This is a genomic window from Streptomyces sp. NPDC046909 (assembly GCF_040644695.1).
Classification (GTDB): Bacteria; Actinomycetota; Actinomycetes; order Streptomycetales; family Streptomycetaceae; genus Streptomyces.
Genome location: NZ_JBEYXC010000004.1, coordinates 62,777 through 86,870, shown reverse-complemented (window position 1 = coordinate 86,870; position 24,094 = coordinate 62,777). Strand labels below are relative to the sequence as shown.

At 72.0% G+C, this 24,094-nt stretch carries 26 protein-coding genes; 16 read left to right on the top strand and 10 right to left on the bottom strand.

Annotated elements, in window-relative coordinates; all coding sequences use genetic code 11:
* The first annotated feature begins 97 nt into the window (after positions 1-97).
* From ABZ928_RS13485 to ABZ928_RS13475, 3 genes are all read left to right on the top strand, one after another.
* Positions 98-1,609: an aromatic amino acid ammonia-lyase gene (locus ABZ928_RS13485; protein ID WP_361517797.1), complete on the top strand. Its 1,512-nt coding sequence runs from the start codon at positions 98-100 to the stop codon at positions 1,607-1,609.
* Entirely contained in the window at positions 1,609-2,532 is a 924-nt protein-coding gene (locus ABZ928_RS13480) for a MurR/RpiR family transcriptional regulator (RefSeq protein ID WP_361517795.1), read from the top strand. The genes ABZ928_RS13485 and ABZ928_RS13480 overlap by 1 nt, the downstream gene beginning before the upstream one ends.
* Positions 2,533-2,614: 82 nt before the next feature.
* Positions 2,615-3,199, top strand: a complete 585-nt coding sequence (locus ABZ928_RS13475) for a hypothetical protein (protein ID WP_361517793.1) — start codon at positions 2,615-2,617, stop codon at positions 3,197-3,199.
* 37 nt (positions 3,200-3,236) lie between these two features.
* Here ABZ928_RS13475 and ABZ928_RS13470 read toward each other — a convergent pair whose 3' ends face one another.
* The 5 genes from ABZ928_RS13470 to ABZ928_RS13450 form a co-directional block, all read right to left on the bottom strand.
* Positions 3,237-3,611 (bottom strand): hypothetical protein, encoded by a 375-nt coding sequence (locus tag ABZ928_RS13470; protein WP_361517791.1) that lies wholly within the window; start codon positions 3,609-3,611, stop codon positions 3,237-3,239.
* Positions 3,612-3,634: 23 nt separating this feature from the next.
* Positions 3,635-4,108 (bottom strand): roadblock/LC7 domain-containing protein, encoded by a 474-nt coding sequence (locus tag ABZ928_RS13465; protein ID WP_361517789.1) that lies wholly within the window; start codon positions 4,106-4,108, stop codon positions 3,635-3,637.
* Positions 4,109-4,142: 34 nt separating this feature from the next.
* Positions 4,143-5,036, bottom strand: a complete 894-nt coding sequence (locus tag ABZ928_RS13460) for a transcriptional regulator (RefSeq protein ID WP_361517788.1) — start codon at positions 5,034-5,036, stop codon at positions 4,143-4,145.
* Positions 5,033-5,428, bottom strand: coding sequence for a hypothetical protein (locus ABZ928_RS13455; protein WP_361517786.1), 396 nt, complete (start codon positions 5,426-5,428; stop codon positions 5,033-5,035). Before ABZ928_RS13455 ends, ABZ928_RS13460 begins: the two co-directional genes overlap by 4 nt.
* A 187-nt stretch (positions 5,429-5,615) precedes the next feature.
* Positions 5,616-6,989, bottom strand: a complete 1,374-nt coding sequence (locus ABZ928_RS13450; protein WP_361517784.1) for a diaminopimelate decarboxylase — start codon at positions 6,987-6,989, stop codon at positions 5,616-5,618.
* A gap of 161 nt (positions 6,990-7,150) precedes the next feature.
* Between ABZ928_RS13450 and hutU the strand changes: the two genes are divergently transcribed.
* From hutU to hutI, 4 genes are all read left to right on the top strand, one after another.
* Positions 7,151-8,815, top strand: a complete 1,665-nt coding sequence (gene hutU, locus ABZ928_RS13445; protein WP_361517782.1) for a urocanate hydratase — start codon at positions 7,151-7,153, stop codon at positions 8,813-8,815.
* Positions 8,816-9,006: 191 nt separating this feature from the next.
* The gene (locus tag ABZ928_RS13440) at positions 9,007-10,209 is read left to right on the top strand and encodes an allantoate amidohydrolase (RefSeq protein WP_361517780.1); all 1,203 of its coding nucleotides are present in this window, start codon (positions 9,007-9,009) and stop codon (positions 10,207-10,209) included.
* The gene (locus ABZ928_RS13435) at positions 10,206-11,543 is read left to right on the top strand and encodes a formimidoylglutamate deiminase (protein ID WP_361517778.1); all 1,338 of its coding nucleotides are present in this window, start codon (positions 10,206-10,208) and stop codon (positions 11,541-11,543) included. The genes ABZ928_RS13440 and ABZ928_RS13435 overlap by 4 nt, the downstream gene beginning before the upstream one ends.
* Before the next feature lie 44 nt (positions 11,544-11,587).
* A complete protein-coding gene (gene hutI / locus ABZ928_RS13430; protein ID WP_361517776.1) occupies positions 11,588-12,763 on the top strand; it encodes an imidazolonepropionase in 1,176 nt (391 codons plus the stop codon).
* A gap of 56 nt (positions 12,764-12,819) precedes the next feature.
* Here the strand turns inward: hutI and ABZ928_RS13425 are convergent, their stop codons facing one another.
* On the bottom strand, positions 12,820-13,731 hold the full coding sequence (locus ABZ928_RS13425) for an RNA polymerase sigma factor SigF (protein ID WP_361517774.1): 912 nt from the start codon (positions 13,729-13,731) through the stop codon (positions 12,820-12,822).
* Between the two features lie 251 nt (positions 13,732-13,982).
* On the opposite strand from ABZ928_RS13425, the gene ABZ928_RS13420 reads away from it, so the two are divergent.
* From ABZ928_RS13420 to ABZ928_RS13390, 7 genes are all read left to right on the top strand, one after another.
* Positions 13,983-14,360 (top strand): STAS domain-containing protein, encoded by a 378-nt coding sequence (locus tag ABZ928_RS13420; protein ID WP_361517772.1) that lies wholly within the window; start codon positions 13,983-13,985, stop codon positions 14,358-14,360.
* Positions 14,361-14,650: 290 nt separating this feature from the next.
* On the top strand, positions 14,651-15,166 hold the full coding sequence (locus ABZ928_RS13415) for an ATP-binding protein (RefSeq protein ID WP_361517771.1): 516 nt from the start codon (positions 14,651-14,653) through the stop codon (positions 15,164-15,166).
* A gap of 297 nt (positions 15,167-15,463) precedes the next feature.
* Positions 15,464-16,741: a serine--tRNA ligase gene (gene serS, locus ABZ928_RS13410; protein WP_361517769.1), complete on the top strand. Its 1,278-nt coding sequence runs from the start codon at positions 15,464-15,466 to the stop codon at positions 16,739-16,741.
* 204 nt (positions 16,742-16,945) lie between these two features.
* Positions 16,946-17,626 (top strand): LPXTG cell wall anchor domain-containing protein, encoded by a 681-nt coding sequence (locus tag ABZ928_RS13405; RefSeq protein ID WP_361517767.1) that lies wholly within the window; start codon positions 16,946-16,948, stop codon positions 17,624-17,626.
* 123 nt (positions 17,627-17,749) lie between these two features.
* Positions 17,750-18,583 carry a hypothetical protein gene (locus tag ABZ928_RS13400; protein ID WP_361517765.1) on the top strand — a complete coding sequence of 278 codons (834 nt, stop codon included), beginning with the start codon at positions 17,750-17,752 and terminating at the stop codon, positions 18,581-18,583.
* A gap of 23 nt (positions 18,584-18,606) precedes the next feature.
* The gene (locus ABZ928_RS13395; RefSeq protein ID WP_361518904.1) at positions 18,607-19,674 is read left to right on the top strand and encodes a hypothetical protein; all 1,068 of its coding nucleotides are present in this window, start codon (positions 18,607-18,609) and stop codon (positions 19,672-19,674) included.
* A 65-nt stretch (positions 19,675-19,739) separates the two neighbouring features.
* Complete coding sequence (locus tag ABZ928_RS13390) at positions 19,740-20,963, top strand: hypothetical protein (protein ID WP_361518902.1); 1,224 nt, start codon at positions 19,740-19,742, stop codon at positions 20,961-20,963.
* Between the two features lie 110 nt (positions 20,964-21,073).
* Here ABZ928_RS13390 and ABZ928_RS13385 read toward each other — a convergent pair whose 3' ends face one another.
* The 4 genes from ABZ928_RS13385 to ABZ928_RS13370 form a co-directional block, all read right to left on the bottom strand.
* On the bottom strand, positions 21,074-21,895 hold the full coding sequence (locus ABZ928_RS13385; RefSeq protein ID WP_361517763.1) for an alpha/beta hydrolase: 822 nt from the start codon (positions 21,893-21,895) through the stop codon (positions 21,074-21,076).
* A 256-nt stretch (positions 21,896-22,151) separates the two neighbouring features.
* Positions 22,152-22,352: a hypothetical protein gene (locus ABZ928_RS13380; protein WP_361517761.1), complete on the bottom strand. Its 201-nt coding sequence runs from the start codon at positions 22,350-22,352 to the stop codon at positions 22,152-22,154.
* An 85-nt stretch (positions 22,353-22,437) separates the two neighbouring features.
* Positions 22,438-22,644 carry a hypothetical protein gene (locus ABZ928_RS13375; RefSeq protein WP_361518944.1) on the bottom strand — a complete coding sequence of 69 codons (207 nt, stop codon included), beginning with the start codon at positions 22,642-22,644 and terminating at the stop codon, positions 22,438-22,440.
* Positions 22,641-22,778: a hypothetical protein gene (locus ABZ928_RS13370; protein WP_361517760.1), complete on the bottom strand. Its 138-nt coding sequence runs from the start codon at positions 22,776-22,778 to the stop codon at positions 22,641-22,643. Before ABZ928_RS13370 ends, ABZ928_RS13375 begins: the two co-directional genes overlap by 4 nt.
* A gap of 193 nt (positions 22,779-22,971) precedes the next feature.
* Here ABZ928_RS13370 and ABZ928_RS13365 point away from each other — a divergent pair, with 193 nt between their 5' ends.
* Together ABZ928_RS13365 and ABZ928_RS13360 are read left to right on the top strand one after the other, a co-directional pair.
* Complete coding sequence (locus ABZ928_RS13365; protein WP_361517758.1) at positions 22,972-23,814, top strand: helix-turn-helix transcriptional regulator; 843 nt, start codon at positions 22,972-22,974, stop codon at positions 23,812-23,814.
* The gene (locus ABZ928_RS13360) at positions 23,796-24,062 is read left to right on the top strand and encodes a DUF397 domain-containing protein (RefSeq protein WP_361517756.1); all 267 of its coding nucleotides are present in this window, start codon (positions 23,796-23,798) and stop codon (positions 24,060-24,062) included. Before ABZ928_RS13365 ends, ABZ928_RS13360 begins: the two co-directional genes overlap by 19 nt.
* Positions 24,063-24,094 lie beyond the last annotated feature (32 nt).

The window sequence follows — 24,094 nt, the reverse complement described above, 5'->3', positions numbered from 1 at the left end:
GTAGCTGAATAACTTGTCAACGGGTTGGTGTAAATCCGAAGTAACGGATGACCGTCAGACAAGATCGAGTGTCCGGATTGAGGGGAGTTTGCACTTTATGTCGTCTCGGATCGTGGACACGTCGAGTTCTGTGCCTTCCGGGTTCGCCGGTCTGGTCGTCCTCGACGGGATCGGTCTCGGCGTCGCGGACGTCGTCCGGCTCGCCGACGGGACCGCCCGGCCGGTGCCCGGGACCGACGCGATGAAGCGGGTGACCGAGTCCTGGGACGCCGCCCGGCAGATCGCCGCGACCGGGCGCGTCTACGGCCGCTCGACCGGCGTCGGCGCGAACCGGAACGAGCCCGTACCGACCGAGGCGGCCGCCGAGCATGGGCTGCGGCTGCTGCGCAGCCACGCGGGGGCGATCGGCGCGGAGCTCCCCGCCCGCCAGGTCCGCGCGATGCTCGCCGTACGGGCCAACCAGTTGCTGGCGGGCGGCGCGGGACTCCGGCCGACCGTCGTCACCGCGCTGTGCGAGGCGCTGGAGAGCGGGGCGTATCCGGTCGTCAACGAGTTCGGCTCGGTGGGGACGGGGGACATCGCGGCGCTGGCGCAGGCGGGGCTGGCGCTGGCGGGGGAGCACGCCTGGAAGGGATCCCCTCCCGAGCCCCAGCCGCTCGACAACAACGACGCCCTCGCCTTCATCAGCAGCAACGCCCTCACCCTCGGCCAGTCCGCCCTCGCCCTCCACGAGCTGCGCGGGCTGCTGGAGGCCACCCAGGTCGTCGGGGCGCTGTCGCTCCTCGCCGTGGACGGGTCGCACGAGGCGTACGCCGCTCCCGTGCACGCCGCCCGGCCGCACCGGGGTTCGGCCGAAGTCGCCCGGCGGATGCGGGAGTTGATCGGTGCCGAGGAGCGGCCCACGCCACCGCTCGGGCGGATCCAGGACCCGTACGGCTTCCGTTGCCTGCCCCAGATCCATGGCCCGGCCCATGACGCGGCCGACGCCCTGGAGGAGGTCATCGCGATCGAGATCAACGCGGCCGCCGAGAACCCCCTCATCACCCCCGAGGACATGGCCGCCTACCACCACGGCGGCTTCTACCAGGCCCAACTCGCCCTGGCCCTCGACCACTTCAGGCTGGCCCTCACCCAGGTCGCCCGGCTCTCGACCTCCCGGCTCTCCACCCTCAACGAGCCCGCCTACACCCGCCTGCGCCCCTTCCTCGCCGACCACGAACCGGCCTCCTCCGGCGTGATGATCCTGGAGTACGCCGCCGGCGCCGCCCTCGGTGATCTGCGCGCCTTCTCGGCGCCCGCGTCGCTCGGGCACGCTGTACTCTCCCGAGGCGTCGAGGAACAGGCCAGCTTCGCCTCCCTCGCCGCACGTCAGACGCTGCGCGCGTGCGGTGCGTACCGTCTGGTGGTGGGCTGCGAACTCGTCGCCGCCGTACGGGCACTGCGCCAGCGCGACCACGCCCCCGACCCGGACCTCCCGGTGGGCCGCGCGCTGGAGCTCGCCATGGCGGTGCTCGACGAGGACCAGGCCGACCGCCCGCTCACGGACGACGTGACGGCGGCGGTCGCACTGCTCGATCGGTTCACGGACATCTGGAGGGGGAGCGAGTGATGAGCGCGGAGGGGACGGAAGAGACGGTGGACACGGTGGAGACGGGGGAGCAGGGCGCGGCCGCGGCCGCGGGCTCGGCCGCGGCCTCGGCCGACAGTCCGGCCGCCCGGCTTCAGGCGCTCTTCGAGGGGCACCGGCTCACGCCCACTCAGCGGCGCATCGCGCACAGCATGGTGCGGCGCGCCGCCGACGTGCCGTTCCTGTCCAGCGTCGAGCTGGCCGAGCTCGCCGGCGTCAGCCAGCCCTCCGTGACCCGGTTCGCGGTCGCCCTCGGCTTCGACGGCTACCCCGCCCTGCGCAGGCACCTGCGCGAGGTCGCGCCCGCCGAGCAGACGGCGGCCTCGGCGTCGTACAACGAGTACCAGCAGGCCGTGGAGGCCGAGATCGAGAATCTCAGGCACCTGGCCGAGCTGCTCGCCGACCCCCGGCCCGTGCAGAAGGCCGGGCGGCTGCTCGCGGCCTCGCGTCCGCTGCCGGTGCTGGGGCTGCGGGCGGCGGCCTCCCAGGCGTACGGCTTCGCGTACTTCGCCGCCAAGGTCCATCCGGACGTACGGCTGCTCAACGAGGGCGGCACGATGATCCACGACCGGATCGACGCCGCCGTACGGGCCGGCGCCTCGACGCTGCTGGCCTTCGCGCTGCCCCGGCATCCCCGCGAGGTCGTCGACACCCTCGGGTACGCCAAGGAGGCCGGGCTGACCGTCGTCACCGTCGCCGACTCCGCGTTCGCGCCGGTCGCCAAGGTGTCCGACCTGCTGCTGCCGGCCGCCGTCGGCACCGGGCTCGCCTTCGACACGGCGTGCGCGCCGATGCTGCTCGGACGGGTGCTCCTGGAGGCCATGTGCGACGACCTGCCGGACGCGCAGGTGCGCCTTGAGGAGTTCGACACGCGGGCGGCGGCGCGGGGTCTTTTCGTCGAGTAGGGCGGTTTCTCAGCCTCGTCTCACGTTCGCTCGTTAACCTGCCCGGCCAACAGGACTGTGCCGGGACGACGAGGAGGCGGACGTGGCACGCGGAGGGCAGGGACTGGCTCGGGTTGCCGTGGTCGTACGCGCGGGAGCCGCACCCTTGTGGTGGGCCGGGGTGTTCGCGGCCGGTGTCGGGCTGCTGATCCCGGGGCTGACCGGGCGCCGGATCGGGGTGATGGCGGGAGCGGCGCTGTTCATCGTCGCCGCCGCGGTGGTGTCGTACCGCCGCCGCAGGCGCTACACCGCCCTCTCGCGCGGTGCCGCCCGGGCCGGCAAGCACGATGTGCTCCAGGACCGCGCGGTGACCGTACGGCACTGGCGGCGCGGACATCGCTGGTGGCTGCTGCTCGCCTGGCTGGTGGCGCTCGGCGCCAACTTCGCCGTGCCCGTGGCGGGCGGTCTGCTGCTCGCCGGGACCGGGGTCGGACTGCGGCTGAAGGCGGCGTGGCTGGGGCGGCGCGAGCGCGCGGAGGACGCGTTGCTGTGGGTGCGGGTCGACTGGCTCGACGCGCGCGGCGGACGCCCGGCCGGCAAGGCGGTCAAGGCGTACCGCGGCACGGGTGTCGCGGCGGGCGACGCGGCCCCGGGCGGGGCGCGCCGCCGCACCGCGGCGCTGGTCTGAGCGTCGGACGTCGTCGCGCGTCAGACTTCGCTGAGCGTCAGACCTCCAGGTCCTCCTCGATCTTCTTCAGCTGATGGCGGGCCATCGCCAGGTTGGACCGCTTGGCGTCGAGGACCAGGTAGAGGAAGAGTCCGTTGCCGCCGCGACCGCTGATCAGCCGGATCAGGTGGTACTGGTCGGACAGCGAGATCAGGATGTCCTCGATCTGGCCCTTGAGCCCCAGGTGCTCCATGGTGCGCATCTTGGCGCGCACGACGTCGGTGTTCCCGGCGGCCGCGACGTTCAGGTCGAAGCCCTTGCTGCCGCCCATCGTGCCGAGCGCCATACCGCTGGTGTAGTCGACGAGGGCGACTCCGGTCGCGCCCTCGATGGAGGCGAGTGCTTCCTTCAGGCAGGTATCCGTGTTGGCCATGAGGTGATGCCCCTTTTCTCGGTTCAACTTTCCGTGGTGGTGCGCGCGTTGGTCGTGCGTGGGGTGCGCGCCGTTCTGGTCCGTGCCGTGGGGGTTCTCGCGGGCTTCGCGGGGGTCTCGGCGGGCGGCCGGGAGTCGACGACCTCCCCGATCCGGGCGCCGGAGCGCCGCCCCTCCAGGTGCAGGCGTCCGACGCTCACCCCGTCCTGGGCGAGCAGGGTGAGGACGGCGGTACGGCCCGCCGCGTACGTCGACACATAGCCGTACGCCCCGCGCACCAGCAGTTCGCGGAACTCGCCCTGGCCGGTGGCGTCCGCCAGCCGTACGGCGACGCCGAGCGCGGCCGCGGTCAGCGCGGCCATGCCCTCGGGCTCGACGCCGGGGGTGTCCTGGGCGATGACGAGTCCGTCCACGCTCGCCGCCAGGGCGCCGGTGAGGTGCGGTACCCGGCTCCGCAACCGGCGCAGTTCGTCCAGGATTTCGGGTTCGGCCGCCATCTGGTCTCTCCTCTCGGCGCGTGCCCGCTGCCGCTCAAAGGGACTCCAGCGCATCTCTGAGCCTCTTCAACAACGTGATGTCGGGATCGGCGACCTCGGGCAGGGCCGCTGTGGGGGGTACATGGGGTGCGTGGGGTGTGTGGGGTGCGTGGGATATGGGGGGCCCGGGGGCGCGGGTGGCGCCCTCGGCCGGTGGCCGGGCCGCCGGTGCGCCGCGCAGCAGCACTCCGGCCGCCGCCAGCCGCCGTACGTCCACCAGCGTGTGGAAGGCCGGGCGGCCCAGCTCATGGGCGATGTCCGCGGCCGCGCGCACGCCGTCCACCAGGTGCAGGACCGCGCGCTGGCGGGCGGTGAGGCCGGGGGAGGCGACGGTGTCGGCGCGCAGCAGCCGGGCCTCGTCGGTCGCCGGGTCGGGCCAGATGCGGTGCAGCAGGTCGCGGCGGCGCAGTGTCTCGTGCTCCAGGGCGGCCACCGTGACCGGCCGCACGGCGCCGAGCCGGCCGGGGGCGGCGTACCGGAAGCGGCCCGGGCTGCTGCTGGGTGCCAGCGCGAAGTAGGCGGCGTCGTACAGCGCTTCGAGGTGCGCGAGTTCCAGCGCGCCCCGGGTGAGGCGGCCGCGGCCTGCCAGCAGGAGGGCGGCGCCGGGGGCGCCCTCGGTCTGGTCGGCCGCCTCCCGCCAGGCGTCCGGCTCCAGCGTGCCGTGGGCCGTGAGGAGCACGCCGAGGCCCGGCGCCAGGGGGCTCTCGGCGTGCACCACGCGGCCCTCGGCGAGGTGCAGGGAGCCGCGCTCGCGGACGAGGACGCCGGTGGCGCGCTCGGCGGCGAGCCGGGTCAGCATCGGGGAGACACCGCCCCAGGCCCGCGCGCGGGCCTCCGCCTTGTCGCGGGTCGGCAGCCGGGGCGGCGGTGGGGTCCTGACCGCGGTCATCCCAGTACCAGCCGTCCGGTCATCTCGCCGAGCCGGATCCGCGCGAGTGCGAGGTTCCCCTCCACGCGGGTCAGCCACAGATGCAGGAACACGCTGCTGTCGAAGGAGGTCCGTACGAAGCACAGGACGTGGTAGCTGTCCCGGTTGCTGATGATCACGTCCTCGACGGGCGGGTCGGCGGCGCTGTCCTCCGGGTCGTCCGGTGCGAACGCCCGGTGTTCGGCGGCCAGCCGGGCCAGTTCGGCCGCCTCCGCCGCGGCCGTCTCATGGTCGCCGCCCGGCGACTCGCCCGCGGTGCCCAGGGCCAGTCCGCTCGTCCAGTCGACGAGCGCGGCGCCCCGGGCACCGGGCAGTTGCATGGCTTCGAGCAGACACTCGTCGATTCCGGGCACCGCGGTTCCCCTCCCGCCTGGGATTCGGCTGAGTGACGCCGAAACTACGCACGGTGTGCGTGAGGGGTGAGGGTTATGGCATTTTCCGGTGGAACATGCGGCGGATGACTAAGGTGGGTCAACTGAGCTCGTTTTCCGAACAGTTGACCCACATGTCCACCGGCGTGCGTCAACGGCGCGCCGTTGCTCAGAGGGTGGTGAGCGCCGAGGCGTGCGCCCCTCCGGACTCGGCCACGATCTCGTCCAGCGTCTGCGGGGTGCGGACGGTGGCGAACACGACACCGCCGCCGCCGTCGGTGCCCTCACCCGGCGCGAAGCCGTAGATGCCGGGCCGGGCGAGGGAGTTGTACGCGTAGTGGTGCGCGAAGTAGTACGCCCCCGTGTCCAGCGCCGCCGCGTAGTCCCCCTGCTCCAGCAGCGGCAGCGCCCGCCCCTCGGCGAGCAGGTCCCCCGAGAAGCAGGCCGGCCCTGCGATGTCCTGCACCACCTCGGGCCCCTCCTTGACCCGCCCCTTCGCGTCGTACGCGGCGATCCGCAGCGGCCACGACCCCGGCACGTACACCGTCCGCGTCGCCACCTGCACGCCCGCGTGCGTCACCGCCACCGCCCGCCCGCCCGCGCTCTTCGCGTACTCCACCCGCGCCACGACCGTCCCGTGCTTGGCCAGCAGCGACCGCCCGAACTCGGTCACCAGCCCGTACCGCCCGTCGAACAGCCCCGGCACCGCCTCGCTCAGCAGCCGCGCGTACTGCGCGTACGTCGGCGTCGTCGCGTCCGAGCCGAAGTTCACCGGCAGCCCGCCGCCGAGGTCGAGCGTGTCGATCTGCTGCCGCCCGATGCTCCGGTTGATCTCCTCGGCGAGCGCGTACGCCTCGGCGACGCCCTGTGCCATCAGCGACAGCGGCACGCCCTGGGAGCCGGTGTGGGTGTGCAGCCGGGTGAGCCAGGGGCGGTCGGCGTAGGCGCGCACGATCCACTCCCGGGCGCCGGGATCCCGCAGCGCCACCCCGAACTTCGAGGTCTCCGTGGCCGTGGAGGTCGCCCCGATGGAACCGCCGCCGACCTGCGGATTGACCCGGATCCCGAGCGGGGAACGGCTCGTGGCGGACCGCATGAGCTGGTCGATCCGCGCCAGCTCCTGCGGGTTGTCGGCGTTGACGGCGATCCCCAGCGCCAGCGCCTCCCGCAGCTCGGCGGGCGTCTTCGCGGGCGAGTCCAGCACGGTCCGCTCCGGACCGAGCCCCGCCGCCCGCGCCAGCGCCAGCTCGCCGGGGCTCGCCACCTCCGCGCCGATCCCGGCCTCCCGCAGCAGCCGCAGCACCGGCACCAGAGGGGTCGCCTTCACCGCGAAGGCGTGCAGCACCGGGGTGCCGGGCGCCGTGACCGCGTCGAACGCCGCCCGCAGTTCGGCGGCCGACTCCCGGATGCCCGTCACGTCCAGAAGGCCGACGATGGGGGAGTCCGGCCCCAGCAGCCCCTGCTCCACCGCGGCCCGCACGGCCTCGTCCCGCCGCACCGCGCGCGCCGTGTGCTCCTCGGTGATCTCGTTGCCGTTGTCCACGCCGTCCCCCGTGAGGTCGTTGTCCGCGGATCGTTGTCCGCGCCATACATCCAGCCAAACACCGGTTCCTGTCCCATGCTGCGGGACGGCCCTATTGACTAGGTCTATTCAGGCGGTCAGGATGTGAATAACAGCAGCAACATTCCGCTAGGAGGCAGACCATGTCAGGACCCCGCCCCGTCCGAGCAGCGCGCGGTACGGAACTGAGCGCCCTGGGATGGCAGCAGGAAGCCGCCCTGCGGATGCTGCAGAACAACCTCGACCCCGAGGTCGCCGAGCACCCCGACAAGCTCGTCGTCTACGGCGGCACCGGCAAGGCCGCCCGCGACTGGCGCTCCTTCGACGCGATGGTCCGCACCCTGCGCACCCTGAAGCAGGACGAGACCATGCTGGTCCAGTCCGGCCGCCCCGTCGGCGTCATGCAGACCCACGAGTGGGCCCCGCGCGTCCTCATCGCCAACTCCAACCTCGTCGGCGACTGGGCGAACTGGGAGGAGTTCCGCCGCCTGGAGGCCCTCGGCCTCACCATGTACGGCCAGATGACCGCCGGCTCCTGGATCTACATCGGCACCCAGGGCATCCTCCAGGGCACCTACGAGACGTTCTCCGCGGTCGCCGCGAAGAAGTTCAACGGCACCCTCGCTGGGACCATCACCCTCACCGCAGGACTCGGCGGCATGGGCGGCGCCCAGCCCCTCGCCGTCACCATGAACGACGGTGTCGCGATCTGTATCGACGTCGACCCGCGCGCCATCGAGCGCCGCATCGAGCACCGGTACCTCGACGTGAAGGCCGACAGCCTGGAGCACGCCCTCCAGCTCGCCGTCGAGGCCCGTGACGCCCGCCGCCCGCTCTCCATCGGCCTGCTGGGCAACGCGGCCGAGCTGCTGCCCCGCATGCTCGCCGAGGGCGCCCCCATCGACATCGTCACCGACCAGACCTCGGCGCACGACCCGCTGGCGTACCTCCCCGTGGGCGTCGACTTCGACGACATGGCGGACGCGGCGGCCAAGGACCCGGCGGGCTTCACGACCCGGGCCCGCGAGTCCATGGCGAAGCACGTCGAGGCCATGGTCGGCTTCATGGACGCCGGCGCCGAGGTCTTCGACTACGGCAACTCGATCCGCGGCGAGGCCCAGCTCGCCGGCTACGACCGCGCCTTCGCCTTCCCCGGCTTCGTCCCCGCCTACATCCGCCCCCTGTTCTGCGAGGGCAAGGGCCCCTTCCGCTGGGCGGCCCTCTCGGGCGAGGCCTCCGACATCGCCAAGACCGACAAGGCGATCCTGGAGCTCTTCCCCGAGAACGAGTCCCTCGCCCGCTGGATCAAGATGGCCGGTGAGCGCGTCCACTTCCAGGGCCTCCCCGCCCGCATCTGCTGGCTCGGCTACGGCGAGCGCGACAAGGCCGGCGAGCGGTTCAACGACATGGTGGCCAGCGGCGAGCTGGCGGCGCCGCTGGCGATCGGCCGCGACCACCTGGACGCCGGATCGGTGGCCTCGCCGTACCGCGAGACCGAGGCCATGCTCGACGGCTCCGACGCGATCGCCGACTGGCCGCTGCTCAACGCCATGGTGAACGTGGCGTCCGGGGCGTCCTGGGTCTCCATCCACCACGGCGGCGGCGTCGGCATGGGCCGCTCCCTCCACGCGGGCCAGGTCACGGTCGCCGACGGCACCAAGCTCGGCGGCGAGAAGGTCCGCCGCGTCCTCACCAACGACCCCGGCATGGGCGTCATCCGGCACGTGGACGCCGGGTACGACATCGCGGAGTCGGTGGCGGACGAGCGGGGCGTGCGGATTCCTATGCGCGAAGGTGAGTCGGCGTGACGGACGGCGGCAACTCTCCGGTGGGGGCGGAGGCCTCGTCGCCGGGCGCGGCTCCGGCTGTGCCCACCCGTTCCGCCCTGCGGAACGACTGCCCACAGCCTGTACCGACTGACGGCGGCGGCCAGCCTGCGTTGACTGGTCCCGGCCGGCAGCCTGGAGCCGGCCGGGAAGGCGGAGCCTCCTTCCACACCATGTGGGCCGACCTCCGCCCCATCGGCCGCCACTCCGACTCCCACGGCTACCGTCGCTACGCCTGGACCGGTGCCGATGCCGAGTGCCGGGCCTGGTTCAAGGAGCAGGCCGAGGCTCGGGGGCTGGTCTACGAGGTGGACCGGAACGGGAACCAGTGGGCCTGGCTCGGGGACCCCTCCGCCGGGGACGCCGTCGTCACCGGGTCGCATCTCGACTCCGTGCCGGACGGCGGCGCCTTCGACGGGCCCCTCGGGGTCGTGTCCTCCTTCGCCGCGCTCGATGAACTGCGCGCCCGCGAGGCCGTGTTCAGCAAGCCCCTCGCCATCGTCAACTTCGGCGACGAGGAGGGCGCCCGCTTCGGGCTCGCCTGCGTCGGCTCCCGGCTCACCTCGGGGCAGCTCACCGTCGAGCAGGCGCACCGGCTGACCGACGGCGACGGGGTCACCCTCCCGCGGGCCATGGAGGCCGCCGGATACGACCCCGACGCCATCGGCGCCGACCCCGAACGGCTGGCCCGCATCGGCGCCTTCGTCGAACTGCACGTCGAGCAGGGACGGGCACTGGACCTGTCCGGCGACCGGGTCGGGCTCGCCAGCGCCATCTGGCCGCACGGACGGTGGCGGTTCGACTTCCGCGGCGAGGCCAACCACGCCGGCACCACCCGGCTCGTCGACCGCCGCGACCCGATGCTGTCGTACGCCGAAACAGTGCTCGCCGCCCGCCGCGAGGCCGAACTCGCCGGCGCCGTCGCCACGTTCGGCAAGATCTCCGTCGAGCCGAACGGCGTCAACGCCATCCCGTCCCTCGTCCGCGGCTGGCTCGACTCCCGCGCCGAGGACCAGGCCACCCTCGACACCGTCGTCGGCGGCATCGAGAAGGCCGCCCGCGCGTACGCCGACGCCCACGGCATCGACCTCGACGTCGTCCGGGAGTCCTTCACCCCCGTCGTCGAGTTCGACCACGCCCTGCGCGACGAACTGGGCCGGATCCTCGGCAAGGACACCGACATCACCGTCCCCGTCCTGGGAACGGGCGCCGGACACGACGCCGGGATCCTCTCCGGGCACATCCCGACCGCCATGCTGTTCGTACGCAACCCCACGGGTGTCTCGCACTCCCCGGCCGAGTTCGCCGCCGAGGACGACTGCGTGGCCGGGGTGCTCGCCCTCGCCGACGTACTGGAAGGACTGGCCTGCAGGTGACTGCCAAGACCTACTGGCTGGAGCACGCCTGGCTCGACACCCACGTCGAGCCGGGCGTCGCCGTAGAGGTCGCGGACGGCCGCATCACCGCCGTCCGCCTGGACGTGGAGACCCCGCCCTCCGGCGCCGAGCCCCTCCGCGGTCTCACCCTCCCCGGCCTCGCCAACGCCCACTCGCACGCCTTCCACCGCGCCCTGCGCGGCACCGTCCAGGTCGGCTCCGGCACCTTCTGGACCTGGCGCGAGGTCATGTACTCCTTCGCCGACCGGCTGACCCCGGAGACGTACCACGCCCTCGCGCGGGCCGTGTACGCCGAGATGGCGCTGGCCGGCATCACCGCCGTGGGCGAGTTCCACTACCTCCACCACGCCCCCGGCGGCACCCCCTACGCCGACCCCAACGCCATGGGCGAGGCCCTCATCGCGGCCGCCGCCGACGCCGGGATCCGCATCACCCTCCTCGACACCGCCTATCTCTCCTCCGGCTTCGGACAGGCCCCCAACACCCACCAGCTCCGCTTCTCCGACGGCAGCGCGGACGCCTGGGCGGAACGCTGTTCAGTTCTCAAGGAACGGGATCACGCGCGGATCGGGGCGGCCATCCACTCCGTACGGGCCGTGCCCGCCGCCCAGTTGGCGACCGTGGCGCGATGGGCCGAGGAACGCCGCGCCCCCCTCCACGTCCACCTGTCCGAGCAGACGGCGGAGAACGACGCCTGCCAGGAGGCCCACGGCTGCACCCCGACCCAGCTCCTCGCCCTGCACGGGGTGCTCGGGCCGCGCACCACCGGCGTCCACAACACCCACCTCACCGCCGAGGACATCTCCCTCCTCGGCGGCAGCGGCACCGGCACCTGCATGTGCCCCACGACCGAACGGGACCTCGCGGACGGCATCGGACCCGCCGTGGCCCTGCAGAACGAGGGCTCCCCGCTCTCCCTCGGCTCCGACAGCCACGCCGTCATCGACCTGCTCGAAGAGGCACGGGCGATGGAGCTCAACGAGCGCCTGCGCACCCGCACCCGGGGTCACTGGACAGCGGCGGCCCTCCTGCGCGCCGCCTCCGCCGACGGCCACGCGGCCCTCGGCTGGGACGAGGCGGGCACCATCGAGCCCGGCGCGCTCGCCGACCTCACGACGGTCGCCCTCGACTCGGTCAGGACAGCGGGCCCGCTGCCCAGGCTGGGCGCCGAGACGGCCGTATTCGCGGCGACGGCAGCGGACGTACGGCACACGATCGTGGGCGGACGGCACGTCGTACGCGACGGCGCCCACACCCTCGTACCCGATGTGCCCGGGGCCCTCGCGCGGGCCGTCGAAGCCCTTCGCGCCTGACGACCACACCCGCACCGGCCACCCACGCCACCCACGAGGACGCCATGAGCAGCACCACCGTCATCACCAACATCGCCACGCTGGTCACCAACGACCCCTCCCTAGGTGACGGCTCCCCCCTCGGCCTGATCCAGGACGCGGCGCTCGTCATCGACGGCGACCGGGTCGTGTGGACCGGTGAATCAAGCAAAGCACCCGCCACTGACAACCGGGTCGACGCCGCCGGCCGGGCGGTCCTGCCGGGCTTCGTGGACTCCCACTCCCACCTCGTCTTCGCGGGCGACCGGACGCAGGAGTTCAACGCCCGGATGTCGGGGCGGGCGTACAGCGCGGGCGGCATCCGTACGACGGTCGCGGCGACGCGGGCCGCGACGGATGCCGAGCTGGAGGCGAACCTCACCCGCTACCTCGCCGAGGCCCTCCGCCAGGGCACGACCACGTTCGAGACGAAGTCCGGCTACGGCCTGACGGTCGAGGACGAGTCCCGGGCCCTGCGCATCGCCGCCGCCCACACCGACGAGGTCACCTACCTCGGCGCCCACATCGTCTCGCCCGACTACGCCGAGGACCCGGCCGCCTACGTCGACCTCGTCACCGGCGAGATGCTCGACGCCTGCGCCCCGTACGCCCGTTGGATCGACGTCTTCTGCGAGAAGGGCGCCTTCGACGGCGACCAGGCCCGCGCGATCCTCACGGCGGGCAAGGCCAGGGGCCTGCACCCCCGTATCCACGCCAACCAGCTCTCCTACGGCCCCGGCGTCCAGCTGGCCGTCGAACTCGACGCCGCCAGCGCCGACCACTGCACCCACCTCACGGACGCCGACGTGGACGCCCTGGCGAACGGCGACACCGTCGCCACCCTCCTCCCGGGCGCCGAGTTCTCCACGCGCGCGGAGTGGCCGAACGCCCGCCGCCTCCTGGACGCAGGGGTCACGGTCGCCCTCTCCACCGACTGCAACCCGGGCTCGTCCTTCACGTCCTCGGTGCCGTTCTGCATCGCCCTGGCCGTACGGGACATGGGCATGACCCCGGACGAGGCGGTCTGGTCCGCCACGGCGGGCGGCGCGGCGGCCCTGCGCCGAGACGACATCGGCCGCCTCGCACCGGGCGCCCGCGCGGACCTCACCCTCCTCGACGCCCCGAGCCATGTGCACCTGGCCTACCGGCCGGGCGTGCCCCTGGTCGCCGGGGTATGGCGACGGGGCGTGCGCGAAGTCTGATCGCACGCCCCGCGCCCAGAAGAACGAAGAGCTCAGAAGAGCTCAGAAGAACAGGGTCACTCCTCGACGGTCAGCCCTTTTCGCAGCCGCACCAGCGTCCGTGACAGCAGCCGGGACACATGCATCTGCGAGATCCCGAGCTCGTCCCCGATCTCCGACTGGGTCAGCCCCGCCACGAAGCGCAGGGAGAGGATCTTGCGGTCGCGGGAGGGGAGTTCGGCGATGAGGGGCTTCAGGGACTCGACGTACTCGATGCCCTCGATGCCGTGGTCCTCGTAGCCGATGCGGTCGGCGAGGGCGCCCTCGGCGTCGTCCTCCTCGGGCTGGGCGTCCAGGGAGGAGGCGGTGTAGGCGTTCGACGCCGCCATGCCCTCGACGACCTCGTCCTTGGTCAGGCCCAGGCGCTCGGCGAGTTCGCCGACCGTCGGGGCGCGGTCCAGCTGCTGGGCGAGTTCGTCGCCCGCCTTGGCGAGGTCGAGGCGGAGTTCCTGGAGGCGCCGGGGTACCCGTACCGACCACGACGTGTCGCGGAAGAAGCGCTTGATCTCGCCGACGATGGTCGGCATCGCGAAGGTGGGGAACTCGACGCCGCGACTCAGCTCGAAGCGGTCGATCGCCTTGATCAGGCCGATCGTGCCGACCTGGATGATGTCCTCCATCGGCTCGCTGCGGGAGCGGAAGCGGGAGGCGGCGAACTTGACCAGGGCGAGGTTGAGCTCGACGAGCGTGTTGCGGACGTACGAGTATTCGTGGGTGCCCTCCTCCAGCGACTCCAGCCGCGCGAAGAGGGTCTTGGACAGGGCCCGCGCGTCCACCGGCCCCACCTCGTCGTACGGGGGGATCTCCGGAAGCCCGGCAAGTAGGTCGTCCTGATCGGTCTGGTCGATCTGCTCGATGGGATCCAGATGTTCCGGGGGGGATGTCGACGTCGCTTCTTGGGTATGCGATGCGTCGAGCCGGGGTGACATGATGTCCTCCATCGTTCTCGGCATTGGGCTGCCGAAGCCGTTTGCGTGCACTGCGGTGTGCGGCGCCTCCAAAGCCGGCCGTGTCGAGTACGTGTCCCTACTAGCCCTACCCGCTTTCCTCACCCGGCCGCAAGTGCGTTCTATGCGTAAATGTCCGTTTGTGTGCAGATGTTCGGGTGCCGGAGGGTGAAGGGAAGGCGTAGTGTTCGAGGACGTCAGCAGCAGTCACGACGTCGGGAGAGAGAGACGGCATGGACCGCGGGACGGTCGGCAGCGCACAGTCTGGCCGGCTTCTGGTCGAGGTGCGGAAAGAGGGCGCCAGCGCCGTCGTGACTCCGGCGGGTGAGTTGGATCACCACACCGCCGATCTGTTGCGCGAGCCACTGGAAGCCTGCCTCACCGACGGCTTCAGCAGGCTGGTGGTGGACTGTTCGCGGCTCGAGTTCTGCGACTCCACCGGGTTGAACGTACTGCTCGGCGCACGCCTGAAGGCCGAGGCCGCCGGGGGCGGGGTCCATCTCGCGGCGATGCTGCCCGTTGTGGCGCGCGTCTTCGAGATCACCGGTGCCGACGCGGTCTTCACCGTCCATGACACCCTCGAAGCGGCCCTGGCCGACGAGACCGGCTGAGCCGGTCCGCCGGGCCGCGACGCCCCGGACGCCCCAGTGCGACCGGGACGCGCCACCCGTCTCGCCCCTGTGTCGGAAGACACGTGCCGAAACAGGGGGTGTTCTGCCGGTTCGGTCGGGCAGGAGACATCCTGAAACAGGCGGCGGAGAAACAGGCGGCAGACAGACAGGCGGCGGACGCGGCGACGGATCCACCGTCGAGCCACGTACGGAACCCTGACTACTGAATCCTGGCTACTGAAGCCTGACTATTGAATCGTGAACTGGTGAATCGGTGAGGTGAAGCGCTGATGAGCAGCACCCGGCCTTTCTCGCCGGGCGACCGCGGCCCGGAGGCCGACGGCGCTTCCGGGGCGTCCGAAGGGGGTGCGGCCGTGCCGCCCGAGTCCTCCGCGGGCCGGCAGGCCCGCAGACTGAGCTTCGACGGCGAGAGCGGCGTCGTACCCCTGGCCCGGGACTTCGCCCGCCAGGCGCTGTACGCCTGGGGCTGGCTGCCCGCCGCCACCGCCGACCAGCGGGCCGCCGCCGAGGACGTCCTGCTCGTGGTCTCCGAGCTGGTCACCAACGCCTGTCTGCACGCCGAGGGCCCGGACGAGCTGTGGATCGCCTGCGACAAGAAGGTGATCCGCATCGAGGTCTCCGACAAGGGCACCGGCCAGCCGGCCCCCCGCACCCCGCACCGCGCGGGCCGCCCCGGCGGCCACGGCATGTTCATCGTGCAGCGCCTCTGCCTGGACTGGGGGGTCCTGCGCAACCCCGGCGTCTCCGGCAAGACGGTGTGGGCGGAGCTGGGCGCACCGGCCTAATCCGTTTGCCCGGCCGCCCGTCGCTCCCTACCCTCGACCGCAACGCGCTGACGGAGACAAGTAGCCCGGGCCCGCCAGGCCCGGTGCGAATCCACTCCCGAGTGCGGGGAGGAAATGCCCCGCCGGCCGGCCCCCGTCATCGGGCCACGACGAGACCGTCGTACCCGCCGGAAAAGACCACGGCCGTACGGCGGTGAAGGCGTGGTGGCACCGCGAGCACCCTCTCGCCCACGCCCCGAGGGACCCAACCCCGGGGCGGCCCCTGCCGTTCCGGCAGAACCGGACGGAGCGCGCACCATGCTCGACGTCACCCTCATCCGACAGCACCCCGACCGCGTCCGCGCCGCCCTGCGCAAACGCGCCGTCGACGCCGACCTCCCCGCCTTCCTCGCCCTGGACACCGCGTTCCGCGAGGCCCGTACCGCCGTGGAGCGGCTGCGCGGCGAGCGGCGCCGCATCTCGGCCGACATCGCCGTACGCCGCCGGGCGGGCGAACCGGCCGAGGAACTCCAGGCCCGGGCCAAGGAGTTGACCGACCGGCTCACGGACACCGAGACCGAACTGACCCGACTCGCCCGGGAACACCAGGACTTCCTCGACGCCCTTCCCAACCTCCCGGACGACGACGTGGTCGCGGGTGGCAAGGAGAACAACGAGGTCGTACGGGTCACGGGCACCCCGCCGGTCTTCGACGTGACCGCGAAGGACCACGTCCAACTCGCCGAGAACCTGGGCCTCGTCGACTACCGGCGCGGCACCCGCCTCGCCGGCAGCGGCCACTGGATCTACCGCGGCGACGGCGCCGCCCTGGAATGGGCGCTGCTCAACCACTTCCTCGACACCCACCGCCGCGCGGGCTACGAATTCGTCCTGCCGCCGCACCTGCTCACACACGAAGCCGGCTATACGGCGGGACAGTTCCCGAAGTTCGCCGACGAGGTCTACCGCACGGACGACGACCACTTCCTGCTGCCCACCGCCGAGACGGCCCTGGTGAACCTGCACCGCGGCGAGACCCTCGACGAGGCGGAGCTGCCGCTCAAGTACGTGTCGTACACGCCCTGTTACCGCAAGGAGGCGGGCGGCTACCGGGCGGCGGAGCGCGGGACGCTGCGCGGGCACCAGTTCAACAAGGTCGAGCTGTTCCAGTTCGCGCGCCCCGAGGACTCGGACGCGGCCCAGCTCGAACTCCTCGCCGCCGCCGAGGAGTTGGTGACCGGGCTCGGCCTGCACCACCGGGTCACCAAGCTCGCCGCCGAGGACACCAGCCCCGCCCAGGCCAAGACCTACGATGTCGAGGTCTGGCTGCCCAGCCTCGGCGCCTACGCCGAGGTCAGCTCGGTGTCGAACGCCCGTGAGTACCAGGCCCGGCGCGGCGGCATCCGGTACCGCCCGGCGGGTGGCGGCAGGCCGGCGTACGTCCACACCCTCAACGCCTCGGGCCTCGCCACCAGCCGGCTGCTCCCCGCGATCCTGGAGCAGCACCAGCGGGCCGACGGGACGGTGGAGGTGCCGGAGGCGCTGTGGCGCTGGGGAGCCCCGGAAGTACTCCGTCCTCGGGTTACCCGGGGTTAGGCCGCCCTCCCCGCCTTATCCCCCGCCTCCACTCGAACCCCCTTTCGTGCGCGCCGGATCGTCACAACTCCGGCGCGCACCTTGTCTTCCCTCCTCGCGACCCCGGGCGTACCTTGACGGCCGATCTGATGTGCCGTCAGGAACCAGTCACGGCAACCGAGTCACGAGCAAGAGACCGAGTAACGAGTAAGAGGGAGCGGAACCGTGTCGTACCCGAAACGAACCGCCGCGCTCGCGTCCGCCGCGGCCCTGGCCGGCTCGGTGGTGCTGATGGCCGCCCCCGGAGCCCATGCCGAGGTCGTGGACGTCAAGTACCAGTGCAAGACGCCGATCGGTGACAAGAGCGCCGTCTCGCCCATCGACATCAAGGGCGTCAAGAGCGGCAGCGGCTACAAGATCACCATGTCCTGGCAGAAGGGGGTCTCCTCCAGCCCGGTCGATCTCGGCAAGGGGTCGATGAAGCCGAGCGCGGTCATCCAGCTGGGCGGCGCGGACAAGGGGACGCTGAAGGTCACGGGGTCGGCGAACCAGGCCGTGGTCCCCGCCAACACCCCCATCAAGATCAATGACTTGAGCGGTACGTACACCCCGTCGAAGTCCGGCAAGGTCACGTTCACCGCGGGTGTGCTCACCATCCTCGCGCTCGGTACGACGACGACGTGCACGCCGACGAACAGTCCTGGGCCGTCGCTCAGCCTTGATGTGACGGCTTCCGGGGGGACGGGGAGCGGTACGCAGAGCGGGTCGGACGACGGGGCGTCGTTGCCGCAGACCGGGCCTGAGGATTCGGCGATCGCGCTCGGGACGCTCGGGGGGACGGTGCTGCTGGCGGGGGCGGCGGGGTCGTTGTGGCTGACGCGTCGGCGACGGCGTTCTGCTGGGTGAGGTGCGCCAACGGAGCTGCCGCGTCAGGTCTGTTGGCGGGTGCGGGCTCGTCGTGGCTTGTCGCGCAGTTCCCCGCGCCCCTGGAGGGGCGCGGGTACTCGGTCCGATTTTCTGGAGCCGCCGATGTCGTTCGCCCTCCGTGTGCTGGGGCTGGGTCTTCTCGCTCTGCTCGCGGCCGTTCCGGTGGCAACCGCTGCCGACGGGTGGTCTGTTGTGCCGTCGGGGGGCGGGCGGCCTGCTTTCTATGCCGAGGGGGAGCCGGGGGCGGTTCTGGAGGACACGGTGGCGCTGCTGAACCCGGGTGAGCGCTCGGTCGACGTCTCACTCCGGGCCGATGGTGGGCGCATCACCTTCGCCGATACGCGACTCGCGCTGCCCCCGCGCACCCGTACCGAGGTGCCGTTCACGGTGACCGTGCCGGAAGCGGACGGTACGGCCGAGATCGTGGCCCGGGACTCCGACGGACGGACCCGGCGGGTGGCTCTGCATCTGCGGGCCACGGTCCCCACCGTGTCCGCGCTGACCGTCGAGCACGTGGCCGTGTCCGGCGACCGGATCACGTACGAGCTGGTCAACCGGGGTACGACCCCCCTCGCACCCCGGCTCGCCGTCCGCGCCGACGGTCTCTTCGGGCGGGTCCTCGACCGGCCCGCGCGCACTCTGCCGACGGAACTGGCGCCCGGGCAGCGGCTGAAGCTCGGTGAGCCGTGGAGCGGGCCCGCGCTGGACTCGGTCGAGGTGCGGCTGACGGTGACGGCGGCGGGTGGGGTGCGGGACACGGCGAGCGCGTCGAGGACGACGTGGGGCGGGCCGTGGGGTGTGGGGGTTGCCGGGGCGGTGGGGGTGGCGGCGGCGGGCGGTGCGCTGTTGGTCGTACGACGTCGGAGGCGCCGTAGGACGGAAGCCGCACCCGAATCCACCTGCCCGGAGGTCGAGTTGACGGGAGCGGTGTCGTGAAGGTGCGGATTCTTGTGGCGACGGTGCTCCTGGCGCTGGTGTCGGTAGTGGCGTCGGCAGCGGTGTTGCCCGGAGCCGCGCAGGCCGCCGAGCAGCCGACCGTGAAGCTCTCCAAATCGCAGGCGGGGACGGGCGGTTCGATCACCGTCAGTGGCGATGGCTGGCGGTCGAAGGCGCTGCTGATGATTCTGATCTGCGGGCAGGCGGTGCCGTCGCGAGGAGTGCCGGGCGGGACCAACTCCTGTGCGAACGCGGACGGTCGGGCCGTCACGACCGACACCAAGGGACGGTTCAGCAAGAAGCTGCCGGTCGCCGAGCCGCCCGTGCCGTGCCCGTGCGTGGTGCATGTGGCGACGGTGACCGGGGCGAAGGCCGAGGCGGACGCGATCTTCCAGGTCGCCGGGCATGCCGTGGAGCCGCTACCGGCGGAGGAGTCCGGCGGACGCCTGTCCGTCCTCACCGACACCCGGCTGGAGGGCTCCAGCGGGCTGCTGACCTGGTTCGGGGCACCGCCCGCCCGCACCCTTGTCTTCACCGTCGGCAACGTCGGCACCTCCGACATCAAGAACCCGGTCTTCCAAGTCGGCACCTCCCACGGGGTGTTCGCCCCGCAGTGGGAGGAGCAGCAGTGGCGCGGCACGATCGCGCCCGGCAAGAAGGCGCGCATCGAACTGCCCGTCGAGCTGACAGGCGGCGCGCACGGCGACTACTCGGTGTCCCTCAAGTACGGCGGCAAGGTCCTCGCCGAACAGCCCTGGGGCGTGGGCCGCCCGTGGGGCGTGACGCTGTTCTGGATCCTGGTCTGCCTGGTAGTGCCCGCGGCAGTGTTCCGTATCGGAATGGCGCTGATCGACCGGGTACGCCCGCACCGCGCCGCAGGCCGCAGCGTACGGGCGGCCTCGTCCCGCCTCCGCCTCCGATTGCCTGAAGTCACCCTGCGGCTACCGGGGTTGCGCACCGCGCCCCCCGAGCCGCCCGCATCCTCGACCCTGCCGTGGTTCACCCCGGACTCCGATCCGGGCGCGGCCGGTCGGCTCTCCGCACCGCACGACGACAACTCGACGACCCCCACCAGAAAGGGAACGACGTGAGACAGCGAAGGAGAGTCCTGCCGGGCGGTGTGAGAGTGGCGTTCGCACTCGGCTGCGCGGGCGCGATGATCGGCGTGGCCGTGGCGCCCGCACAGGCGGCGGAGGTGGCGTTCGCGACGCACTGCATACCGCCCGTGGGCGACCCCGTGGACGGCACCACCAAGGTCGAGATCACCGCCCCCGAGACCGCGAAGGTCGGCGACGAGGTCCAGGTGGTGTGGAAGTTCGTCCAGGCCGCCTCCAAGAACCCCGGCCCCATCGTCATCGAGAAGGACAAGGTCAAGCCGACCGGCACCCTCAAGGCGGCCGGCGCGCAGACCGCCGACATCGCGATGGAGGGCCCGCAGGAGAACCCGGAGATCCCCATCGGCAGTGACATGGTCCTCTCCGACATGAAGGGCACGCTGAAGCTGACGACGGCCGGCGACGTGACACTGACGCCGGACGCGTTCACGGTCAACGCCTACGGCACGAAGACGGAGTGCGCCCCGTCGGAGTCGGTACCGACGGCCGCGACCATCAAGGTCGAGGAGGGGGACGGGAGTTCGACACCGGACCCGAGCGCGAGCCCGACGGTGACGGCGACGGACAGCACGTCCCCGTCACCGACCGACAGCGCCACGGAGAGCCCCAGCGGCAGCCCCTCCGCGAGCGCGTCCGAGACCGACGGCGGCCAGACCGACTTCACCGGCAAGGTCGTCGACATCCCCTACACCTGCCAGTCGCCCCTCGGCGAACAGAAGGCGACCTCCACCATCCAGATCAACGCCAAGAAGGACGGCGGCAACTTCGACCTCACCGTCCAGTTCAAGAAGTCCCCGATGAACAGCCCGGCCAACATCCCCAAGGACTCCATCAAGCCCTCGATGGACGTCGTCCTGGGCGGCGACGACAAGGGCTCCGTACACGTCGAGGGCCCGACCAACGCCGAGGACATCAAATCGGGCGACCCGATCGAGATCCCGGACATGACGGGCACGTACAAGCCGGGCGCGACAGGCGAGTCCACCCTCTCGCCGGGCGTCCTGACCATCGACGCCCTGGGAACCACCACGACCTGCAAGCCGGACAAGACGGCGGTGTCGCTGACTCTGGACACGACGGAGCAGGAAGGCGGGGCATCGGGCGGAACGTCCGGCACCTCCGGCAGCGACTCCACCTCCGGCGGCCTCGCGGCAACGGGCGCCGAGGACGACGGCGCGCTGAAGGCGCTGGGGCTTGTCGCCGGTACGGCTGTGCTGCTGGGCGCGGCGGTGTTCACGTTCATGCCGGGAAGGCGGACGAGGTAGGGGCGGCGAGAGGTTGGGGTGGGCGGGGCGCACCGGGCGCGTGTCGGATGCGTTGCCGCGGGGCCGCCCGCTTCTCGTCCAGCACGCCCGCCCCGCTTCCCCGCCACCCTTCACCGGTGCTCCCGCAACCACCCCACCACAGCCCCCTTCACCTCGGCCTCCCCCACAAGGCCACCCCCGTGCCCCGCCCCCGCCACCACCCGCACCGTCACATCCCGCTGCCCCAAACCCCGCTCCGCGTCCGCCAGTTCCGTCGAGTGCGCCACAGGTACGAAGTCCCGCTGGGAGTGGATGAGGAGCATCGGGGCGTCATCCGTGCCCGAGGCGTGGGTGCGTGCGGTGAGGTCGGTCCAGCGGGCCCAGCAGCGGGGGCCGGTGTGGTCGGGGGCGCAGCCGACCAGGCGTTGCGCCTCGCGGCGTAGGCGGCGCTGTTGGGGTGCGGCACCGGGGCGCCCGCCGTCCACCCACGCCCGGTACGGCGAGGCGACCGGCGACAGGGCCACCACACCCCGAACCAGATCACGCCCCGCACCGTACGTCCCCGCGTCCAACGCCAGCTGACCGCCCGCCGAAGAGCCCAGCACCAGCGGCCGCCGACCCGGGGAGTCGGTGGCGACCCACCTCAACGCCGCCCGCACATCGTCGCGTTGGGCCGGCCAGTGGGCGTCGGTGTTGAGGCGGTAGTCGGTCTCGTAGACGCGGAATCCCTCGCGCGCGAGCCACCGTGCGGTACGGCTCCAGTCGGCGTCCTGCGCCCAGTAGCCGCCGTGCAGGATCAGCAGCGGCGGGGCGCCCGGGTCGCCGTACACGGTGATGGTCTGCCGCTCGTGGTCGCCGTACCGGAACGTCCCGGGTGCCGCCTCCACGACGGTGCCGGACGAGGTCAGCAGGAAGCCGAGGGCGGCGGCCAGCGAGAGGAAGGTGCGGCGCATAGTCCTGATGGTGCGGCGAGGCGCTGGAGTGCGGCCGGAAAACCCCGCAGGGCCACCGCACCGGGTGGTACGACGGCCCTCCGTTCGAAGAAACGACCCGGCGGCTAGGGCTTGCCGATGTCGACGGCCCAGACGCCGCTCCTGTCCCATGCCTCCGGTGCAGCGGTCAGGATCTGCGGCCGGCCCCGACAGCAGCCGATGCCCACGGCACGGGGCGAGTACCGCCGTACGGTCCAGGACCTTGGAGCTTGGACCTTCACCGGTGTTCCCCCACTCGCCGAGCGGCGATCGCGGCGCGCCACTCCTGTGCGGCGCGTACGTCGTCCTCGGTGAGGTCCGGACACAGGTCGGCCCGGACGTACGCGACCGCCCGCTCAGTACGCTCCGCGCGCTCGGCCTCCGTAGGCGTCGTGGCGATCACGCGCCCGAAGAGGCACCCCCACGTCACCACACCCACCAGAACACCACGACCACCAGCCCCGCGACACTGCACACCGTCAGGACCCCGCTCCAGAACGCGTCGTCGAGCGGGGTCCGGCGGGTCACGTGCGGTGCTCCTGGCGCAGGTGGAGGCGGAGCAGGACGTTCGCGTCGGTGCGGGCGCTGTGGTCCAGGGCGGTTCGCGCGGCCTCTCTCCGTGCGGCGAGGCTCTCGCAGGACACGCAGCCGGCGACGGGGACCGGCGGGTGCACCGGGAAGAGCGGGTCCGTCATGGCGTACGGCGTGCCGGGCTTCGGGTCGGGGGTCATGGGGTGCCGTCCAGCAGCTTCACGAGCGCCGCCTCGATCGCGCGCAGCGTGGTGGGTGTCGGCGCGGCTGCCCAGGTCCGGGGAGTACGGCGGCGGGTGCGGCGGGGGAGGGGTGCGGTGCGTGTGCGGGGCATGGGTCACTCCTTGTGAGGGCAGTGTCGAGGGAACGCCCGTACCGCACGCGTTCGTTGGATTACGTTGCGTGGTCGGGCAGTACGAGCATGCCGTGCCCGGAGTCCGAAAACGCCGCTGACGTGCGCAAATTCCACACGCGGCACTCCAAATTCCACAAATTCCACAAGCCGCCGGAAGCAGGGGGAGCGCGAGATGCCGCAAAGGCGGACGGTCACCAGCCGCAGCCAGGAGCCACGCCAACGGTTCGCGGAGGAGCTGAAGGCACTGCGGGAGGGGAGCGGACTGACGTTGCGTGAGCTGGGGGAACGGCTGGGCTGGGACCACTCACTGCTGGGGAAGATGGAGAACGGGCAGACGTTGGGTGGGCCCGAGGTGGTCGGTGCGCTGGACCAGCATTACGGGACGCCGGGGTTCTTGGTGACGTTGTGGGAGCTGGCGTTGGCCGACCCGGCTCAGTTCAAGGAGCAGTACCGCAGATACATGGCGTTGGAGGCGGAGGCGATGAGCCTGTGGCACTTCGCCGTGAGCGTCCTGCCGGGCATGCTTCAGACCGATGCATACGCGCGGGAAGTGCTCGCGGCGGGAGGCATCGGTGGTCAGGAGCTGGATCGGCAGGTGGAGGCCCGCGTCGGCCGCCGTGCCTGGCTCGTGGGCAAGGAGGCCCCCGCCTTCCGCTGCATCCTCTCCGAGGCCGTCCTACGGACCCCTCTGCGGAATGCCGGGGCCTGGCGGGAGCAGGTCGCCCATCTGGTGGCGATGGCGGAGCGCCCGAACATCACGCTCCAGGTACTGCCGCTGGAAGCCGGGCTGCATGCCCTGGTGAGCACCGACGTGATGTTCCTCAAGGAGTTCAGCGGGCGCACGACGGCCTACACGGAGACGGCGTACCACGGTGAACTCGTCCAGGAATACGGGGAGGTTGAGCGCCTCCAACGTGCGTACGATTCGATGCGCGACCTGGCCCTGTCACCGGCCGAGTCGCTGAAGTTCATCGGGCGAATGCTGGAGGAAGCACCGTGCGACCCATCGACCTGACCGGCGTCACGTGGCGCAAGAGCAGCTACAGCAATCCGGACGGTGGCCAGTGCGTCGAGGTCTCTGACGACCTCTTGGCCGGGGCCTCGTGGCGCAAGAGCAGCTACAGCAACCCCGACGGCGGCGAGTGTCTCGAAGTCGCCGACCATCTACCCGCCCTCATCCCCGTCCGAGACTCCAAGAACCCCCACGGCCCCGCCCTCCTCTTCCCCCCCTCCGCCTGGGCCGCCTTCATCGCCTCCCTGTAGCGCGATAACGCGAAACGGCCCCCGCACACCAC

Coding starts and splice junctions, on each gene's coding strand:
- serS (WP_361517769.1), top strand. CDS start 15,464: ATGCTCGACGTCACCCTCATCCGACAGCACCCCGACCGCGTCCGCGCC.
- ABZ928_RS13470 (WP_361517791.1), bottom strand. CDS start 3,611: ATGGCCAACACGGATACCTGCCTGAAGGAAGCACTCGCCTCCATCGAG.
- ABZ928_RS13400 (WP_361517765.1), top strand. CDS start 17,750: ATGTCGTTCGCCCTCCGTGTGCTGGGGCTGGGTCTTCTCGCTCTGCTC.
- ABZ928_RS13375 (WP_361518944.1), bottom strand. CDS start 22,644: ATGACCCCCGACCCGAAGCCCGGCACGCCGTACGCCATGACGGACCCG.
- hutU (WP_361517782.1), top strand. CDS start 7,151: ATGTCAGGACCCCGCCCCGTCCGAGCAGCGCGCGGTACGGAACTGAGC.
- ABZ928_RS13460 (WP_361517788.1), bottom strand. CDS start 5,036: ATGACCGCGGTCAGGACCCCACCGCCGCCCCGGCTGCCGACCCGCGAC.
- ABZ928_RS13415 (WP_361517771.1), top strand. CDS start 14,651: ATGAGCAGCACCCGGCCTTTCTCGCCGGGCGACCGCGGCCCGGAGGCC.
- ABZ928_RS13425 (WP_361517774.1), bottom strand. CDS start 13,731: ATGTCACCCCGGCTCGACGCATCGCATACCCAAGAAGCGACGTCGACA.
- ABZ928_RS13440 (WP_361517780.1), top strand. CDS start 9,007: ATGTGGGCCGACCTCCGCCCCATCGGCCGCCACTCCGACTCCCACGGC.
- ABZ928_RS13390 (WP_361518902.1), top strand. CDS start 19,740: ATGATCGGCGTGGCCGTGGCGCCCGCACAGGCGGCGGAGGTGGCGTTC.
- ABZ928_RS13480 (WP_361517795.1), top strand. CDS start 1,609: ATGAGCGCGGAGGGGACGGAAGAGACGGTGGACACGGTGGAGACGGGG.
- ABZ928_RS13485 (WP_361517797.1), top strand. CDS start 98: ATGTCGTCTCGGATCGTGGACACGTCGAGTTCTGTGCCTTCCGGGTTC.
- hutI (WP_361517776.1), top strand. CDS start 11,588: ATGAGCAGCACCACCGTCATCACCAACATCGCCACGCTGGTCACCAAC.
- ABZ928_RS13420 (WP_361517772.1), top strand. CDS start 13,983: ATGGACCGCGGGACGGTCGGCAGCGCACAGTCTGGCCGGCTTCTGGTC.
- ABZ928_RS13465 (WP_361517789.1), bottom strand. CDS start 4,108: ATGGCGGCCGAACCCGAAATCCTGGACGAACTGCGCCGGTTGCGGAGC.
- ABZ928_RS13385 (WP_361517763.1), bottom strand. CDS start 21,895: ATGCGCCGCACCTTCCTCTCGCTGGCCGCCGCCCTCGGCTTCCTGCTG.
- ABZ928_RS13370 (WP_361517760.1), bottom strand. CDS start 22,778: ATGCCCCGCACACGCACCGCACCCCTCCCCCGCCGCACCCGCCGCCGT.
- ABZ928_RS13365 (WP_361517758.1), top strand. CDS start 22,972: ATGCCGCAAAGGCGGACGGTCACCAGCCGCAGCCAGGAGCCACGCCAA.